Source organism: Pseudorhodoferax sp. Leaf265 (assembly GCF_001422365.1).
Lineage (GTDB): Bacteria > Pseudomonadota > Gammaproteobacteria > Burkholderiales > Burkholderiaceae_C > Pseudorhodoferax.
Genome location: NZ_LMMT01000023.1, coordinates 270,901 through 287,460, shown reverse-complemented (window position 1 = coordinate 287,460; position 16,560 = coordinate 270,901). Strand labels below are relative to the sequence as shown.

Sequence of the window (16,560 nt, the reverse complement as noted above, 5' to 3'; positions counted from 1 at the left end):
TTGTTGTGGGTTGGAAAGGAAAAAGGGGGCGCAAGGCCCCCTGCCGGACGGACGGCGGAGAGCCTCAGCGCTCCCGCATCTGGAACGGCCGCGCCAGCGGCACGCCCTGCAGTTGCCGCCGGTACCACTCGTGGAAGTGCTGCATGCCGTCTTCCATCGGACTCTGGTAGGGGCCGGCCTCGTCATCGCCGCGCTCCATCAGTGCCTTGCGGCCGGCGTCCATGCGCAGCGCGATCTCGTCGTCCTCCACGCAGGTCTCCATGTAGGCGGCCTGCTGGGCCTGGACGAACTCGGGCTCGAAGGCGGCGATCTCCTCGGGGTAGTAGAACTCCACCGTGTTGAGCGTCTTCTGCGGCGACACCGGGTACAGCGTGGACACCGTCAGCACGTGCGGATACCACTCCACCATCACGGTCGGGTAGTAGGTCAGCCAGATCGCGCCATAGCGCGGGGCCTCGCCGTTGCGGTAGTCCATCAAGGCCTTCTGCCAGCGCTGGTAGGCTGGGCTGCCGGCCTTGCCCAGGCGGCCGGCGATGCCCACGGTCTGCACCGAGTGGTGCTCGCCGAACTCCCAGCGCAGATCGTCGCAGGTCACGAAGTTTCCGAGGCCGGGGTGGAACGGGCCGACGTGGTAGTCCTCCAGGTAGACCTCGATGAAGGTCTTCCAGTTGTAGTCGCACGTGTGCAGTTCCACGCGGTCGAACACGTAGCCGTCGAAGCTCAGGTCGGCGCGCGGCCCCAGGCGGGCCAGCTCGCGCTCGACACGGCCGGGCTCGGCGCCTTCGAACAGCAGGCCGTTCCAGTTCTGCAGCGGGTAGTTCGCCAGGTTCAGGCAGGGGTCCTCGGCGAAATGCGGCGCGCCCAGCAGCGTGCCCGCCTTGTCGCCGCGCCCGCCGCTGTAGGTCCAGCGGTGCAGCGGGCAGACGATGTTGCCGCCCGCGCTGCCGCTCTGCGTGTTCGCCAGCGAGCCGCGGCCCTTGAGGATCACGGCCTGCCGGTGGCGGCAGACGTTGGACACGAGGTCCACACCCTGCGGCGTGCGCACCAGTGCACGGCCCCCGCGTTCCTGCGGCAGCACGTGGTAGTCGCCGACCTGCGGCACCAGGAGTTCATGCCCCACGTAGCGGGGCCCGCGCTGGAAGATCGTCTCCAACTCGCGCTGGAACAGCGCCTCGTCGAAGTAGCTGGAAACGGGAAGTTGGCTTTCGGCCTGCTGAAGTTGAAGACTTAAATCAGACATGCATGTCCTGACCTAGAGACTCCCCCTATGAAGGGGCAGGGTAGGCGCCTGTTCCGACGGCACCAAGGCACCAGTGGAGATTTGCGCGGGAGGGGTGGATCGGCTGAGCCGCCGAGGCTCCTTTCGAAGCGTTGCCGCTTGCTGGGGAAAAAGAGGCGCGATTGTAGCCGCGGCCGATGTCAGTTCGCCCTGTAAGGAATGCGCGGCGGCGCAGCGCCTAAAATCCCGCCCTTCGCCCCAACTCGCTCCAGATTGCCCATGCCCAAGGCCGCCGCCTCGCCCCCACCCGCCCCGGTCAGCTACGAGGCCGCGCTGCAGGAGCTGGAAGCGCTGGTGGGCCAGATGGAATCGGGCCAGATGCCGCTGGATGGCCTGTTGACCGGCTACCGCCGCGGCGCGGACCTGCTGCAGTTCTGCCGCGGCCGGCTCGACGCCGTGGAAGAGCAGATCCGCGTGCTGGACCAGCAAGGCCAGGTCAAGCCCTGGAGCGCCGAATGAGCGCCGTGCCCGCCTTCGCTGATTTCGATCTCGCCGCCTGGAGCACCGCCACGCTGGACCGCGTCGAGAGCGCGCTGTCGGCCTGGGTCGCGCCCGACGCGGCCGATGACGACGGCCACGAGGCCCCCGCTGCGCTGCGCGAGGCCATGCGCTATGCCGTGCTGGACGGCGGCAAGCGGCTGCGGCCCCTGCTGGTGCTGGCGGCCCGCGCGGCCGTGGGCGGTGCCGAGCCCGAGGGCATGGCCCGTGCGCTGGACGACGCTGCGCTGCGCGCGGCCTGCGCGGTCGAACTGATCCATGCCTACTCGCTCGTGCACGACGACATGCCGTGCATGGACAACGACGTGCTGCGCCGGGGCAAGCCCACCGTGCACGTGCGTTTCGGCGAAGCCCAGGCCCTGCTGGCCGGCGACGCCCTGCAGGCGCTGGCCTTCGAACTGCTGACGTCCGAGCAGGCCGCCGCCCCGGCCAGCGTACAGGCCAGGCTGTGCCGCCTGCTGGCACGTGCCGCGGGCTGCGAAGGCATGGCCGGCGGCCAGGCCATCGACCTGGCCAGCATCGGCCGCAGCCTGTCGGAAGACCAGCTGCGCGACATGCACCGGCTCAAGACCGGCGCGCTGCTGCAGGGCAGCGTGATGATGGGCGCGGCCTGCTGCGATCCGCAGAGCAGCTGCAGCGCGCAGGCGCTGCAGGGCCTCGCAGCCTACGGGGCGGCGCTGGGCCTGGCCTTCCAGGTTGTCGACGACATCCTGGATGTGACCGCCGATTCCGCCACCTTGGGCAAGACCGCCGGCAAGGACGCCGCGCAGGACAAACCCACCTACGTCTCGGTGCTGGGCCTGGCGCGTTCGCAGGCCTATGCCCAGGACCTGCTGGGCCAGGCTCTCATGGCGCTGGATGGCGCCGGCCTGGCCGACACGCGCGCGCTGCGCGCCCTGGCCGACATGGTCGTGAACCGCTCGACCTGAGCGTTACGGAGAGAACAACCCCATGGCGAACCCGGACGCAGCGGCCTACCCGCTGCTCATGCGCATCAACGATCCGGCCGACCTGCGCCGGCTGCCGCGCCACGAACTCAAACCCCTGGCCGACCAGCTGCGCGCCTATGTGCTGGACAGCGTCTCCAGGACCGGTGGCCACCTGAGCTCCAACCTGGGCACCGTGGAACTCACGGTGGCGCTGCACTACGTCTTCAACACGCCCGCCGACCAGCTGGTCTGGGACGTGGGCCACCAGACCTATCCGCACAAGATCCTGACGGGCCGGCGCGACCGCATGCCCACGCTGCGCCAGCTGGGCGGCCTGTCGGGCTTTCCGATGCGCAGCGAAAGCCCGTACGACACCTTCGGCACGGCGCATTCCTCGACCTCGATCTCGGCGGCGCTGGGCATGGCCATGGCCGCCAAACAGAAGGGCGAGGACACCCATGCCGTGGCCATCATCGGCGACGGCGCGCTGACCGCCGGCATGGCCTTCGAGGCGCTCAACAACGCGGGCGTGTGCGACTGCAACCTGCTCGTGATCCTGAACGACAACGACATGAGCATCAGCCCACCCGTGGGCGCGCTGAACCGCTACCTGGCGCAGCTGCTGTCGGGCAACTTCTACGCACGCGCCAAGAACGTCGGCAAGCAGGTGCTCAAGGCCGCACCGCCGCTGTTCGAACTGGCCAAGCGGCTGGAGCAGCATGCCAAGGGCATGGTCGTGCCGGGCACCATGTTCGAGCAGTTCGGCTTCAACTACATCGGCCCGATCGACGGGCACGACCTCGAATCGCTGATCCCGACGCTGGAGAACATCCGCCACCTCAAGGGCCCGCAGTTCCTGCACGTGGTGACCAAGAAGGGCCAGGGCTACAAGCTGGCCGAGGCCGATCCCGTCGCCTACCACGGTCCCGGCAAGTTCGACCCGCGCGTGGGCCTGGTCAAGCCCAGCACGCCGGGCAAGCCCACCTTCACACAGGTGTTCGGCCAGTGGCTGTGCGACATGGCCGCGCACGACCCGCGCCTGGTCGGCATCACGCCGGCCATGCGGGAAGGCTCGGGCATGGTGGAGTTCGAGCAGCGCTTTCCCAAGCGCTACTACGACGTGGGCATCGCCGAGCAGCATGCCGTGACATTCGCTGCGGGCCTGGCCACCCAGGGCCTCAAGCCCGTGGTGGCGATCTACTCGACCTTCCTGCAGCGCGCCTACGACCAACTGATCCACGACGTGGCGCTGCAGAACCTGCCCGTGGTCTTCGCGCTCGACCGCGCCGGCCTCGTGGGCGCCGACGGCGCCACGCATGCGGGCGCCTACGACATCCCGTTCCTGCGCTGCATCCCGAACATGGCCATCGCCTGTCCGGCCGACGAAGGCGAATGCCGTGGCCTGCTCAGCACCGCCTTCGCGCAAGGACATCCGGTGGCCGTGCGCTATCCACGCGGTGCCGGTGTCGGCGCCGCCGTGGCCACCGACCTGCAGCCCTTGCCCTACGGCAAGGGCGAGGTGCGGCGCCAGGCGCAGCGGCCGGCCGCCGGGCGGCGCATCGCCATCCTGGCCTTCGGCAGCTTGCTGTACCCGGCGCTGGAGGCGGCCGAGCGGCTCAATGCCACGGTGGTCAACATGCGCTGGGCCAAGCCGCTGGACACCGAACTGCTGCTGCAGGTCGCGGCCGAGCACGACGCGCTGGTGACGGTGGAAGAGGGCGCCATCATGGGCGGCGCCGGCAGCGCCGTGGCCGAGGCACTGGCTGCCGCCGGCGTGGTCAAGCCCCTGCTGCAACTGGGACTGCCTGACCGCTTCATCGAGCACGGCGACCCGGCCAAGCTGCTGGCCTTGCAGGGCCTGGATGCGCCGGGCATCGCGAAGGCGATCGAGGCCCGCTTTCCTTCCCTCGTCGAGCAGGCCCAGGCCGCACTCAAGCTCGTTGCATGAACCCCTCGTTCGGGGGTAAACCCGCAAGAAGCGGCTTGTAACCGCTTTCTACAATCGGCGCCGACCTTGTGTCCCCGTTTCTCCAAAAGGGAAGCGGGTTTTTCTTTTGTTGAATCTTCGGAGAGCTTTTCAATGGATCGTCGTTCCGTCATCAAGAATGCTGGCATCGCCGGTGTGCTGGCCACGGGCATCGCGCCGGCCGTGCATGCCCAGGCCGCAGTGCGCTGGCGCCTGGCTTCGAGCTTCCCACGCTCGCTGGACACCATCTTCGGCTCGGCCGAAATGCTGTCCAAGACGGTCAAGGCGCTGTCGGGCGGCAAGTTCGAGATCTCCGTGCACCCGGCCGGCGAACTGATGCCCGCCTTCGGCGTGGTCGATGCGCTGCAGGGCGACAACATCGAGATGGCGCAGACCGCGGCCTACTACTTCACCGGCAAGGATCCGATCTTCGCGTTCAGCTGTGCCGTGCCCTTCGGCCTGACGACGCGCCAGAACACCTCCTGGAAGGACCACGGCAACGGCCGCAAGCTGCTGGACGCCTTCTTCGCGCAGTACAACTTCAAGACCGCCAGCGCCGGCAACACCGGCACGCAGATGGGCGGCTGGTACCGCAAGGAGATCAAGACGGCGGCCGACCTCAAGGGCCTGAAGATGCGCATGGGCGGCGGCGTGTTCGGCGAAGGCATGGCCAAGCTGGGCGTGGTCTCGCAGAACATGCCGGCCGGCGACGTGTACCAGGCGCTGGAAAAGGGCACGCTGGACGCGGCCGAGTTCGTCGGCCCCTACGACGATGCCAAGCTGGGCTTCAACAAGGTGGCCCCGTTCTACTACTACCCCGGCTGGTGGGAAGGCGGCGCCGACCTGGAGTTCTTCATCAACGTGAAGAAGTACAACACGCTGTCCGACGAGAACAAGGCCATCCTGGATGCCGCCTGCAAGGTGGCCGCCACCGACATGACGGCCAAGTACGACGCCTTCAACCCGATCGCGATCAAGAAGCTCGTGGCCGAAGGCACCAAGCTCATGGCCTTCCCCAAGGCCGTGATCGACGCGGGCTTCAAGTCCTGCATGGAAGTGTTCGCCGAGCACGAGGCCAAGTCGCCCGAGTTCAAGAAGATCCACCAGGACATGCGTGCCTTCCAGCGCGACCAGATCCTGTGGAACCGCTTCTCCGAATTCCCGTTCAACCAGTACATGAACGGCGTGAAGATCTGATCTTCCAGCCCCCGAGAAAAAAGCCCCGCGGCGCAGGCCGTGGGGCTTTTTTCATGGGAGGCCGCTCAAGGCTTTTGCTGTTTGAGCGCGTCCTGCATGGCCTTCATCGGGTCGTCGTCGGCGGCCGCAGGCGCCGCTTCGGGCGCCGGCACCGCGGGCTCTGACGCACCGCCTTCGGGCTCTGCGGGCTTCTCGTCGGAACCGTAGCCACCGTCGGAGCCATACCCTTCGCTGCCGCTGTCGGGAGCGGCAAGGCCTTCGCGCATCTGGTCGCCGACTGCCTTCAGGTCGTAGCTCTGCACCTTGTCCAGGCTGCCCGTCACGAGGTTCGGGAAGGCGATCATGGTGCCCACCATGAACAGCTGGATGAGCAGGAACGGGATCGCGCCCTTGTAGATCTGCATGGTCGTGACCGGCTCCATCACCTTCTTGGTCACGCGGTCCACGTAGGGCTTGTCCGGTGCCACCGAGCGCAGGAAGAACAGCGCGAAGCCGAACGGCGGGTGCATGAACGAGGTCTGCATGTTCATGGCCAGCAACACGCCGAACCAGATCAGGTCGATGCCCAGCTTGTCGGCCACCGGTGCCAGCAGCGGCACCACGATGAAGGACAGCTCGAAGTAGTCCAGGAAGAAGGCCAGGAAGAACACCAGCATGTTCACGAAGATCAAAAAGCCGATCTGTCCGCCCGGCAGGCTGGCCAGCAGGTGCTCGACCCAGATCGGACCGTCCGCTGCCTGGAACACCAGGCCGAACACGGTGGCGCCAATCAGGATGAACATCACGAAGCTGCCCAGCTTGGTGGTGCTGGCCAGCGCCTGTTTGAGCAGCGTGAGGTCGAGCCGGCCGCGCATCCAGGCCATGACGATGGCGCCGATGGCACCCATGGCGCCGCCTTCGGTCGGCGTGGCCACGCCCAGGAAAATCGTGCCCAGCACCAGGAAGATCAGCAGCAACGGCGGGATCAGCACGAAGGTCACGCGCTCGGCCAGGCGCGAGAGCAGGCCGAGGCCCGTGAACTTGTTGAGCAGCGCGATCAGCAGCGCCACCACCGCACCGCCGCACATGGCGACCACCACCTTCTCGTCGGTGGCGACGGAGGTGATCTCCTTGTCCAGCCACCAGCTGTGCACCTCGGGCATGTGGCGCGCCAGCACCATCGACACCAGGAACGAGATGAGCACCAGCACCAGCAGCGAGGGGTAGCCGCCGCTGCCGTTGGCCTCGCGGTAGATGCGCGCCTCGGGCGGCAGGGCCGGCACGCTGGCCGGTTTGAAGATGGCCAGCGCGGCGATGTAGAGCACGTAGCAGCCCACCAGCATGAAGGCCGGCACGAACGCGCCCTTGTACATGTCGCCCACGCTGCGGCCGAGCTGGTCGGCCATGATGATCAGCACCAGCGAGGGCGGGATGATCTGCGCCAGCGTGCCCGAGGCCGCGATCACGCCGCTCGTGAACTTCCGGTCGTAGCCGTAGCGCAGCATGATGGGCAGCGAGATCAGGCCCATGGAGATCACCGAGGCCGCCACCACGCCCGTGGTGGCCGCCAGCAGCGCGCCCACGAAGACCACGGCCAGCGCCAGGCCGCCGCGCATGGGACCGAACACCTGGCCGACGGTATCGAGCAGGTCCTCGGCCATGCCGCTGCGCTCCAGGATCAGGCCCATCAGCGTGAAGAAGGGCACGGCCAGCAGCGTGTCGTTGGCCATGATGCCGATCAGGCGCTGCGGCAGCCAGGCCAGCACCGAGGACGGGAACACCCCCAGCTCGATGCCGATGATGCCGAAGCTCAGGCCGCAGGCGCCCAGGCTGAACGCCACCGGAAAGCCCAGCAGCAGAAAGCAGATCAACCCCGCGAACATGATCGGGGCGAAGTTGGTGGTGATGAATTCCATCGTGGTCGTCTCCGGCGCGCTCAGCGGGCCGCCGCGGGGGCGTCTGCGGCCTTGCCCTGCTCGCGTTGGCGCAGGATCTCGGCCAGTTCTTCTTCAGCGCTCTTCTCACCGGCCTTGAGGGTCGGATCCGGTCCGTCGCCGGTCAGGAAGGCGATGCGCTTGATGAGCTCGGACCAGCCCTGCAGCATCAGCAGCGTGAAGCCCACCGGCAGCGCCAGCCACACCGGCCAACGGATCAGGCCGCCGGGGTTGCCGGACATCTCGCCGCTGTGGTACTGCTGCAGCGTCATCGGCACGGTGTAGTACAGCACCAGCAGGCACAGCGGCGTGAGGAACAGCGCGAAGCCGACGATGTCGATCCAGATCTGCGCCTTCTTGGGCAGGCGGCTGTTCAGCACGTCGATGCGCACATGCTCGCGGTTGAGCAGCGTCACGCCGGCGGCCACGAGGAAGGACCAGGCGAACAGGTACCACTGGACTTCGAGGTAGGCGTTGGAACTGGTGTTGAACACCTTGCGCACCACGGCATTGATCGCACTGATGGCGGTGGACGCCAGGATCAACCAGATCACCCATTTGCCCACCTGGGCGTTGAGCCAGTCGATGGCCCGCGATAGCTTTAACAAGCCTTGCATGTCTTCCTCGTTGGTGTTGGATGCCCCGGATGCGAAAGCACCCGACACACCGGCGTTGTGCGCCAGCAGGTCGGGTGCGTGAGGCGCGCGGATTTTATAGGCTGTGCCGGTGCGGTCTTCCGCGTGGGAACCCGGGCCGGCGGCCGTGCCCATAATGGCCCATGCCTACGTCTTCCGCCGCCACGCTGTCCGCGTCCGTGGACACGCCCGCCTTTCGCCGTGCCGGCCGCGAGGCCTTGTCGCTGGCCCTGATGGACGCGCGCAACCACACGCTGCACTTGCTGGGCCTGTGCGAACGCCATGGCGCAGGCATGGCGGGCCGGGCAGGCGATCCTCTTTGGCTGGCTGGCCATGCGGGCTGGTTCGCCGAGCGCTGGATCGGCCGCAACCCGCAGCGCCACCAGGGCACGGCCTGTCCGCCCCAGCCGCTGCGCCTGGCCTCCATCGAGCCACGGGCCGACCTGTGGTGGGCCGATGGTGCCGAGCAGGGGCCCGATGCGGCCACCACGCGGGCCTTCCTGCTGGAGCAGCTGGAGAGCACGCTGGAACTGCTGGAGAAGGCGCCAGACAACGATGCCGGCCTGTACTTCTTCCGTTTGGCGGTGCTGCACGAGGACCGGCGTGGCGAGGACATCCTGGTGCAGGCCCAGCGCCTGGGCGTGCCGGTGCCGCTGCTGGCGCGCGAACCGCGCCGCCCGTCCGCGCCGCTGCTGGTGCCGGCCACGCGCTGGCAGCTGGGCGCGATGCCCAACGGTCTCGTGCTGGACAACGAGCAATGGGCCCATGCGGTGCAGATCCCCGAATTCGAGATCGATGCCCAGCCGGTCAGCTGGGCCCAGTTCGTGGAGTTCGTCGACGACGGCGGTTACGACCGCGCCGAACTCTGGCAGCCCGAGGGCTGGGCCTGGCTGGAGCGCGCGCAGGCCCAGGACGACGGCCGGCGCGGGCCGCGCTACGTGGAGCAGATCGGCGTGGCCAGCGGCGCCGTGCTGCAGCAACGCTTCGGCAGGCCGGTGCGCATGGCCGCCGAGCACAGCGCCACGCACGTGAGCTGGTGGGAGGCCGACGCCTGGTGCCGCTGGGCCGGGCGGCGCCTGCCGGCGGAGGCCGAATGGGATTGCGCCGCGCACACCGCGGCACGGCGTGGCTTCGACTGGGGCATGGTGCACGAATGGATGGCCGGCACGCTGCAGCCCTGGCCCGGCTTCACACCGGGGCCCTGGGCGGAGATGAGCCAACCCTGGATGGGCCGCGCACGGGTGCTGCGCGGGGCCTCCTTCGCCACGCGTGCGCGGCTGCACGACCGTGGCCTGCGCGGCTTCGCGCTGCCCGACGACGACTGGCGCTTCGTCGGTTTTCGCAGCTGCGCGCAGTGACTTATTGCATGCTGGACAGCAGGGCCATGCGCAAGCGTTGATTTGTGCACAGGGCGTTCAATGGGACTTGCCAACTAGCTGGCATGCAGCCAGTCAACATCTAGCTACAAACGCGTACACGATGTTGAAAGGTTGTCATGGAGCTTCAAGCAGCGGGTCGCGCCAGCGGGCAAACGCCTCAATTTGTAGAGGATTCGAATAGCGGCAGATTCACTCCATCGCAGAGGAGTGGTCTCGGTGCTTTGTGCGCAATCGCGGCGTTCCATCAGATCGCTGCAGACCCTGCTGCGCTGGCGCACCAGTTGGGCTTGGCTGCTACCGAGCAAGTCGATGTAGAACAGCTTCTGCTTGCAGCCCGTCAACTCGGCCTCAAAGCCAAACGCAGCCGCGCCGACCTGGTCCGCCTGCCCCAGGTGCCTCTGCCCGCACTGGCCCTGCTGCGAGATGCAGACGGCAGCCAGCGCACTGTCGTCCTGGCCCAGTGCGACGGCCAGCGCGTGCTGCTGCAAGACTTCTCCAACACCCCTGCGCGCCCACAGATCGAGCCGCTGGCCAGCTTTGCCAATCGCTGGACCGGCGAGCTGATCCTGATCACCAGCCGAGCCGCCCTGGCCGGTGCACTGGCCAAGTTCGACTTCTCCTGGTTCATCCCCAGCCTGGTCAAACACCGCAAGCTGCTGGGCGAGGTGCTGCTGATCTCCTTCGTGCTGCAGCTGTTCGCCCTGGTCAGCCCCCTGTTCTTCCAGGTCGTGATGGACAAGGTGCTGGTGCACCGCGGCATGACCACGCTGGACGTGCTGGTCATCGGACTGGTGGTCGTCATGCTGTTCGAGAGTGTGCTCAGCGGCCTGCGCGCCTACGTCTTCAGCCACACCACCAGCCGCATCGACGTGGAACTGGGTGCGCGCCTGTTCCGCCACCTGGTGGCACTGCCGCTGGCCTACTTCCAGTCCCGCCGCGTAGGCGACTCCGTCGCCCGCGTGCGCGAGCTGGAGAACATCCGCAGCTTCCTGACCGGCAACGCCCTCACCGTACTGCTGGACGTGGCGTTCTCCATTGCCTTCATCGCCGTCATGCTGTTCTACAGCGTGCCGTTGACGCTGATCGTGCTGGTCAGCCTGCCGCTGTACTTCGGCCTGTCTCTGGCCGTGGTGCCGGTGCTGCGCCGCCGCCTGGACGAGAAGTTCGCCCGCGGTGCCGAGAACCAGGCCATGCTGGTGGAGACCATCGCCGGCATCCAGACCGTCAAGGCCGGCGCACTGGAGCCCAGCTTCGGCAGGCGCTGGGACAACCAACTGGCCGCCTACGTGTCGGCCAGCTTCAAGACCCAGAACCTGGCCACCTGGGCGCACGAGGGCGTGAGCCTGATCGGCAAACTGGTCAACGCCGCCACCCTCTGGTATGGCGCCCACCTGGTGATGGACAACCAGCTTACTGTGGGCCAGTTCGTCGCCTTCAACATGTTCGCCGGCCGCGTCAGCCAGCCCATCATGCGCATGGCCCAGTTGTGGACCGACTTCCAGCAGACCGGCATCTCCGTCGCGCGCCTGGGCGACATCCTGAACACCCGCACCGAAGTGGCCCCGCGCAGCACCGCCCAGCTGCCGCCGGTGCAAGGCCGCATCACGCTGGACGGCGTGAGCTTTCGCTACCGCCCCGAAGCCACCCCCGTGCTGCACAACTTGAGCCTGGACATCCGCCCCGGCGAAGTGCTGGGCATCGTGGGCCGTTCCGGCTCGGGCAAGAGCACGCTGACCAAGCTGGTGCAGCGCCTGTACACCCCCGAGCAAGGCCGCGTGCTGGTGGACGGCATCGACACCAGCCTGATTGACGCCGCCCAGCTGCGCCGCCAGGTGGGCGTGGTATTGCAGGAGAACCTGCTGTTCAACCGCAGCGTGCGCGAGAACATCGCCATCGCCGACCCGGCCGCACCGCTAGAGGCCGTGGTGCGCGCCGCCCAACTGGCCGGCGCGCACGACTTCATCGGCGAACTGCCAGAGGGCTACGACACCGTGGTGGGCGAGCAGGGCGCCAGCCTGTCCGGCGGCCAGCGCCAGCGCATCGCCATCGCCCGTGCCTTGTTCACCAACCCGCGCATCTTGATCCTGGACGAAGCCACCAGCGCGCTGGACTATGAATCGGAGGCCATCGTCCAGCGCAACATGGCCCAGATCGCCCAGGGCCGCACCGTACTCATCATTGCCCACCGGCTCAGCGCAGTGCGCCAGGCCGACCGCATTATCGTGATGGAGAAAGGCGCCATCGTCGAAGCCGGGCCGCACGACGCCCTGGTGCAGAAGCAGCAAGGCCTGTATGCCCACCTGTGGCGCATGCAGGACCGGCACCAAAGCATGGGAGGAGCGGCAGCATGAGCGCGAACCCGACCCCTGTCCTGCGCCACCCCGCACTGGAATTGCTGGCCCGCTACCGCGCCGTGTTCCAGGCCGCATGGGGCCTGCGCCACGAACTGGCCGGCCCGAAGCGCCTGGCCGACGAGGCGGCCTTCCTGCCCGCCGCGCTGAGCCTGCAGGACACGCCGGTGCACCCGGCCCCGCGCCGATTGGCCTGGCTGCTGATCGGCCTGGCTGCCATCGCACTGGCCTGGGCCTGCATCGGCCAGGTCGACATCGTGGCTGTCGCCCCGGGGCGCATCGTGGTGAGCGAGCGCACAAAGCTGATCCAGCCGCTGGAACGCAGCGTGGTGCAGCAGGTGCTGGTGAAGGACGGCGACCGGGTCCGGGCCGGTCAAGCCCTGGTCACGCTGGACCCCACGGCCGCCACGGCCGACAACGCCAGCGTGCTGGAGCAGCGCAAGGCGGCCCAATCCGAAGCCCTGCGCACGCGCAGCTTGCTGGCGGCCCTGCAACAGCACAGCGGCGCCAGTCTGCCCCGCCCGCAGCCTGCCGACTGGACAGAAGCAGAAGCCCAGGCTGCCCAGGCCCAGCTGCAGGCCGAGTGGAGCGACGTGCAGGCCCGGTTGGCCAAGGCCGGCGCCGAGCTGGTGCGCAAACAGGCCGAAGCGGACACCGTGCGCGCGATGGTCGACAAGCTGCAGGCCACGCTGCCGCTGGCGCGGCGGCGTGAGCAGGACTTCCACCAGCTGATCGCCCAGGGCTTCATGGCCAGCCACGCCGGGCAGGACCGCTCGCGCGAGCGCATCGAGCTGGAACGTGATCTGGCCACCCAGAAGGCCCGGCTGCTGGAAGCCCAGGCCGCCATCCGCGAGAGCGAGAACGCCAGGGCCGCCTATTTGGCGGAGACCCGACGCCTGCTGCACGAGCGCCAGGCCAAGGCCGAACTTGTGCATGCCCAGGCTCAGCAAGAGCAAACCAAGGCCCGCCAGCGCGAGAAGCTGGCCACGCTGACAGCGCCGGTCGCCGGGACGGTGCAACAGCTGGCGGTGCACACCGCGGGCGGGGTGGTGACGGAGGCACAGGTGCTGATGGTCATCGTGCCCGAGAACGCGGAGGTCACGGCGGAGGTGACGCTGGAGAACAAGGACATCGGGTTTGTGACCGCAGGGCAACAGGCGGAGATCAAGTTGGAGACATTCAACTTCACGCGGTACGGGACGGTGGGGGCGACTGTGAGCCGGGTGACAGCGGATGCGGTCAATGATGAGAAGCGCGGGGCGATATTTCCTGTGACGCTCAAGTTGGATCAGCATGAAATCGATGTGGATGGCAGATCTATCAAACTCACCGCAGGAATGAATTTGACTGCAGAAATCAAGACCGGCAAGCGGCAGGTGATTGATTTTCTGCTGAGTCCTATCCGCCGTGCTAGCGGCGAAAGCTTGCGAGAGCGGTGACATGTCAATACGCTACTTCAACGTGGCGCCGAGAGGCGAAATAATTCGCTTAGGTGCACTGCCGGAAGTGCCTCACTGTACGTCTTGTCAATCTGGCGGGAATATCTGTGAGATTTCAATCTGTTCCAATGGACTTACTTGGAGGTGCCGATGAGTGCTAGATCTTTGGGAATTATTTTTCTGCTCTGCGCATGCATTCAAATATGTTTTGCTGTTAAGGTTTTCCGACTGAAGAAGAATTCAACCTCGAAGGAAAATGAGATGAAGATTAAGGAGATCAACAAGCTTAGCGTGAGGATACAAATCTCTCTTCTCGCCGCCTATGGAGTCTATGTGTTTCTTGGGAGCTACAAATGAGCGATCAAAAGATTGATGTTGTTATTGCCATTGTGGGCGGAACTCAGGGCACATGGACTGCGGGCCAAGGGATTTCCATGCTCTCTGCTGGTGGTCAGGCGCTTGCTGGAGTAATATCTGCCGTCGCCCCTATTGGTGGCGCAATTGCAGTCAATCCAGCCGCAGGGCTCATTACTTTGGTAAAAATCGGAATTGATGCTAACGAAAAAAATCAAGTTAATATGGGCGATGCGATAAGCATCGTTGGCAATAGTGTTTCCGTCATGGCAGCCGTTTGCATGGTCGTGCCAGGGGGGCAGCCAATTGGATTGGCTCTAGCAGTAGTGGGCCGTGCGCTGGCATTGGCTGGCATTGGCGCTTCACTGCTTGACGTAAATTATCCGCTTTCGCCACGGCCTGTCGTTTCCCGGTCAATTGGGGCCACTCCCGACCCCCTAGTCAAAACCATCCACTACATCCCCTACACCGACCCCCTAATCCTCGACCTAGACGGCGACGGTCTGGAAATCACCCCTCTATCTGCCGGCATCCTCTTCGACGCCAATGGCGACGCCATCAAGACCGGCACCGCTTGGGCTGGCGCTGACGACGGTCTGCTGGTTTGGGACCGCAACGCCAACGGTCAGATTGATTCCGGACGCGAACTGTTTGGTGATGAAACCCTGCTGGCCGACGGCACCAAGGCCGCCCACGGTTTCGCAGCGCTGTCAGAACTTGATAGCAACGCTGACGGGAAGTTCGACGCCAGCGACGCCCAATACGCCAATCTGCGCGTCTGGCGCGACTTGAACCAGGACGGAATCAGCCAAGCCACCGAGTTGCAGACCTTGGCCGATGCCAACGTCAGGGATATCCAGATCGCCAGCACGGCGACCTTCCAAACCTACGGCGACGGCATGCTGGTGCAAAACGGCAGCTTCACGCGCACGGATGGCTCCGAAGGTCAGGCGGGCAGTTTCATCCTGGCGCAGAACAACTTCGAGCGCTCATTTGCCCCGATCACCATCAGCGAGGAAGCCAAGTCGTTGATGAACATCGGCGGTAGCGGCTGGGTGCGTGATCTGCAAGAGGCGGCGACGCTGAGTCCAGAACTGGTCACGCTCTATAACCAGGCCAAGGGCGCCAGTACACACGGAAGCTTCAAGGATGCCGTAGCTGGTTTGCTGCGTGAGTGGGGCAACGAGTCGGCCTACAACAGCGCCAGCAGGCAAGGTCTTGCGGCCGGCTACGGTCTGATCCTGAGCGACCCGCAGGACGATCAGGAGCGCGGCTGGATGGACATGGCCATCAAGGCCAGCGATGAAGACCGGGCCAGCTACCGGGCGACGCTTTCCGCTGCCGACTTGGGAAAGTTCGATGCCATGCGTGAGCGCATGGTCGGTGGGCTGGAGAAGATCCATGCCTACGAGGCGTTCACCGGACATACTTTTCTGGATTGGGGACGAGTCCAAAGCGATGCCTACGGCGGGTTCATTCCGGTGAGTGCACCCACGAATGGGCGCCCCGTGGAGGTGTGGGTGCCACTGTCGCTCATCATCCGAGATACGCGGATCGCGTTCATGTCGAGCGAAGCGGGGTACATCCGCGTCAGCATTCCTTCGCCCTTGGTGGGCATCGGCCATATCGAAAGTCTGTGGAACCGAATCGTGGATGACGCCACGTCCAATCTGATGGCGCCGTTGCGACTGTCGAAGTACCTGGACATGGTGGACCTCACCGTGAGCGATACGGGCGTCGGCTTTGATTTCAGCCGAATGGAAGCGGCACTTACTGCGGTCGCTGCAACCAATCCGCAGGAAGGTGTTGCGCTGCTTTTGGACATCTACAAAAGTCTTGGCGTCATGTTCGATGAGATGGGCTGGGGTGGCACGGATCGAGTGCGCGCCTTGATGCAGCAGGCGGTGACAAATTCAGATGCTCGCGACGGATTCAGTGCCGGCGAAGTTAGCTTCTTCAGTTCGGGCGCGACTGCCGGTTCCGGTGGGTCTGACGCATTTGCCGGCGACGGCCTCGGCAATGTATTTGACGCTGGGGACGGCAACGACATCGTCGACGGACAAGCGGGCAACGACAACCTGTCGGGCAACGCTGGGAACGATGTTTTGTTTGGTGGATCGGGGGATGACTCGGTCGCGGGAAATGATGGCATTGACACCCTTTATGGCGAGGGTGGCAACGACCAGCTTCAAGGCGGCTCCGGCAGCGACACCTTGCTCGGTGGCAGCGGCGACGACTGGCTGGTCGGTGGCGATGGTGACGACACCATCGACGGCGGCGCGGGCAACGACCGGCTGAGCGGGGGCAACGTCTCGTACAGCCACTGGGACTACACGAACGCCACGGCAGGCAACGACACCTATCTGTTCGGTCGCGGTGACGGGCAGGACACCATCCGCGATGCCGACAACACGGTGGGCAACCTGGACAAGCTGGTGTTCAAGGCCGGCGTGGCGGTGGCCGACGTGGCCATCCACCGCGACGGCGACACCTTGGTGCTCAAGATCGTGGGCACCAACGACCAGGTGCGCATCGACAACTACTTCGGCGCTGACGCCACGAACGGCTGGCAGATCGAGGAGATCCGCTTCACCGATGCGCCGAACACCGTGTGGACCAT

Annotated in this window: 10 protein-coding genes and 1 pseudogene; 8 read left to right on the top strand and 3 right to left on the bottom strand. The window is 66.0% G+C overall.

All coding sequences use genetic code 11. The features are described 5' to 3' along the window. Positions 1-64 precede the first annotated feature (64 nt). Complete coding sequence (locus tag ASF45_RS19860; protein WP_056666590.1) at positions 65-1,240, bottom strand: aromatic ring-hydroxylating dioxygenase subunit alpha; 1,176 nt, start codon at positions 1,238-1,240, stop codon at positions 65-67. Between the two features lie 258 nt (positions 1,241-1,498). Here ASF45_RS19860 and xseB point away from each other — a divergent pair, with 258 nt between their 5' ends. The 4 genes from xseB (at position 1,499) to ASF45_RS19840 (ending at position 5,869) form a co-directional block, all read left to right on the top strand. Then, positions 1,499-1,738 carry an exodeoxyribonuclease VII small subunit gene (gene xseB, locus ASF45_RS19855; protein ID WP_056666587.1) on the top strand — a complete coding sequence of 80 codons (240 nt, stop codon included), beginning with the start codon at positions 1,499-1,501 and terminating at the stop codon, positions 1,736-1,738. After that, positions 1,735-2,706 carry a polyprenyl synthetase family protein gene (locus ASF45_RS19850; protein WP_056666584.1) on the top strand — a complete coding sequence of 324 codons (972 nt, stop codon included), beginning with the start codon at positions 1,735-1,737 and terminating at the stop codon, positions 2,704-2,706. Before xseB ends, ASF45_RS19850 begins: the two co-directional genes overlap by 4 nt. Before the next feature lie 22 nt (positions 2,707-2,728). After that, on the top strand, positions 2,729-4,654 hold the full coding sequence (gene dxs, locus ASF45_RS19845; RefSeq protein ID WP_056666581.1) for a 1-deoxy-D-xylulose-5-phosphate synthase: 1,926 nt from the start codon (positions 2,729-2,731) through the stop codon (positions 4,652-4,654). A 132-nt stretch (positions 4,655-4,786) separates the two neighbouring features. Continuing rightward, positions 4,787-5,869 (top strand): TRAP transporter substrate-binding protein, encoded by a 1,083-nt coding sequence (locus ASF45_RS19840; protein ID WP_056666578.1) that lies wholly within the window; start codon positions 4,787-4,789, stop codon positions 5,867-5,869. A 65-nt stretch (positions 5,870-5,934) separates the two neighbouring features. Here ASF45_RS19840 and ASF45_RS19835 read toward each other — a convergent pair whose 3' ends face one another. Together ASF45_RS19835 and ASF45_RS19830 are read right to left on the bottom strand one after the other, a co-directional pair. Beyond that, the gene (locus ASF45_RS19835; protein WP_056666574.1) at positions 5,935-7,764 is read right to left on the bottom strand and encodes a TRAP transporter large permease subunit; all 1,830 of its coding nucleotides are present in this window, start codon (positions 7,762-7,764) and stop codon (positions 5,935-5,937) included. 20 nt (positions 7,765-7,784) lie between these two features. Then, positions 7,785-8,399, bottom strand: a complete 615-nt coding sequence (locus ASF45_RS19830) for a TRAP transporter small permease subunit (protein WP_056667045.1) — start codon at positions 8,397-8,399, stop codon at positions 7,785-7,787. A 161-nt stretch (positions 8,400-8,560) separates the two neighbouring features. Between ASF45_RS19830 and ASF45_RS19825 the strand changes: the two genes are divergently transcribed. The 4 genes and pseudogenes from ASF45_RS19825 to ASF45_RS19810 form a co-directional block, all read left to right on the top strand. Beyond that, the gene (locus ASF45_RS19825) at positions 8,561-9,775 is read left to right on the top strand and encodes an SUMF1/EgtB/PvdO family nonheme iron enzyme (protein WP_056666572.1); all 1,215 of its coding nucleotides are present in this window, start codon (positions 8,561-8,563) and stop codon (positions 9,773-9,775) included. A gap of 137 nt (positions 9,776-9,912) precedes the next feature. Next, positions 9,913-12,147: a type I secretion system permease/ATPase gene (locus tag ASF45_RS19820; protein WP_082551146.1), complete on the top strand. Its 2,235-nt coding sequence runs from the start codon at positions 9,913-9,915 to the stop codon at positions 12,145-12,147. Beyond that, a complete protein-coding gene (locus ASF45_RS19815; RefSeq protein WP_056666569.1) occupies positions 12,144-13,586 on the top strand; it encodes an HlyD family type I secretion periplasmic adaptor subunit in 1,443 nt (480 codons plus the stop codon). Before ASF45_RS19820 ends, ASF45_RS19815 begins: the two co-directional genes overlap by 4 nt. A gap of 353 nt (positions 13,587-13,939) precedes the next feature. Beyond that, positions 13,940-16,552, top strand: a pseudogene (locus ASF45_RS19810) (calcium-binding protein); the annotation flags it as partial. Positions 16,553-16,560: the final 8 nt, after the last annotated feature.

Excerpts from the sequence above, each read along its gene's own strand:
- ASF45_RS19860 (WP_056666590.1), bottom strand. The coding sequence starts at position 1,240 with ATGTCTGATTTAAGTCTTCAACTTCAGCAGGCCGAAAGCCAACTTCCC.
- xseB (WP_056666587.1), top strand. The coding sequence starts at position 1,499 with ATGCCCAAGGCCGCCGCCTCGCCCCCACCCGCCCCGGTCAGCTACGAG.
- ASF45_RS19850 (WP_056666584.1), top strand. The coding sequence starts at position 1,735 with ATGAGCGCCGTGCCCGCCTTCGCTGATTTCGATCTCGCCGCCTGGAGC.
- dxs (WP_056666581.1), top strand. The coding sequence starts at position 2,729 with ATGGCGAACCCGGACGCAGCGGCCTACCCGCTGCTCATGCGCATCAAC.
- ASF45_RS19840 (WP_056666578.1), top strand. The coding sequence starts at position 4,787 with ATGGATCGTCGTTCCGTCATCAAGAATGCTGGCATCGCCGGTGTGCTG.
- ASF45_RS19835 (WP_056666574.1), bottom strand. The coding sequence starts at position 7,764 with ATGGAATTCATCACCACCAACTTCGCCCCGATCATGTTCGCGGGGTTG.
- ASF45_RS19830 (WP_056667045.1), bottom strand. The coding sequence starts at position 8,399 with ATGCAAGGCTTGTTAAAGCTATCGCGGGCCATCGACTGGCTCAACGCC.
- ASF45_RS19825 (WP_056666572.1), top strand. The coding sequence starts at position 8,561 with ATGCCTACGTCTTCCGCCGCCACGCTGTCCGCGTCCGTGGACACGCCC.
- ASF45_RS19820 (WP_082551146.1), top strand. The coding sequence starts at position 9,913 with ATGGAGCTTCAAGCAGCGGGTCGCGCCAGCGGGCAAACGCCTCAATTT.
- ASF45_RS19815 (WP_056666569.1), top strand. The coding sequence starts at position 12,144 with ATGAGCGCGAACCCGACCCCTGTCCTGCGCCACCCCGCACTGGAATTG.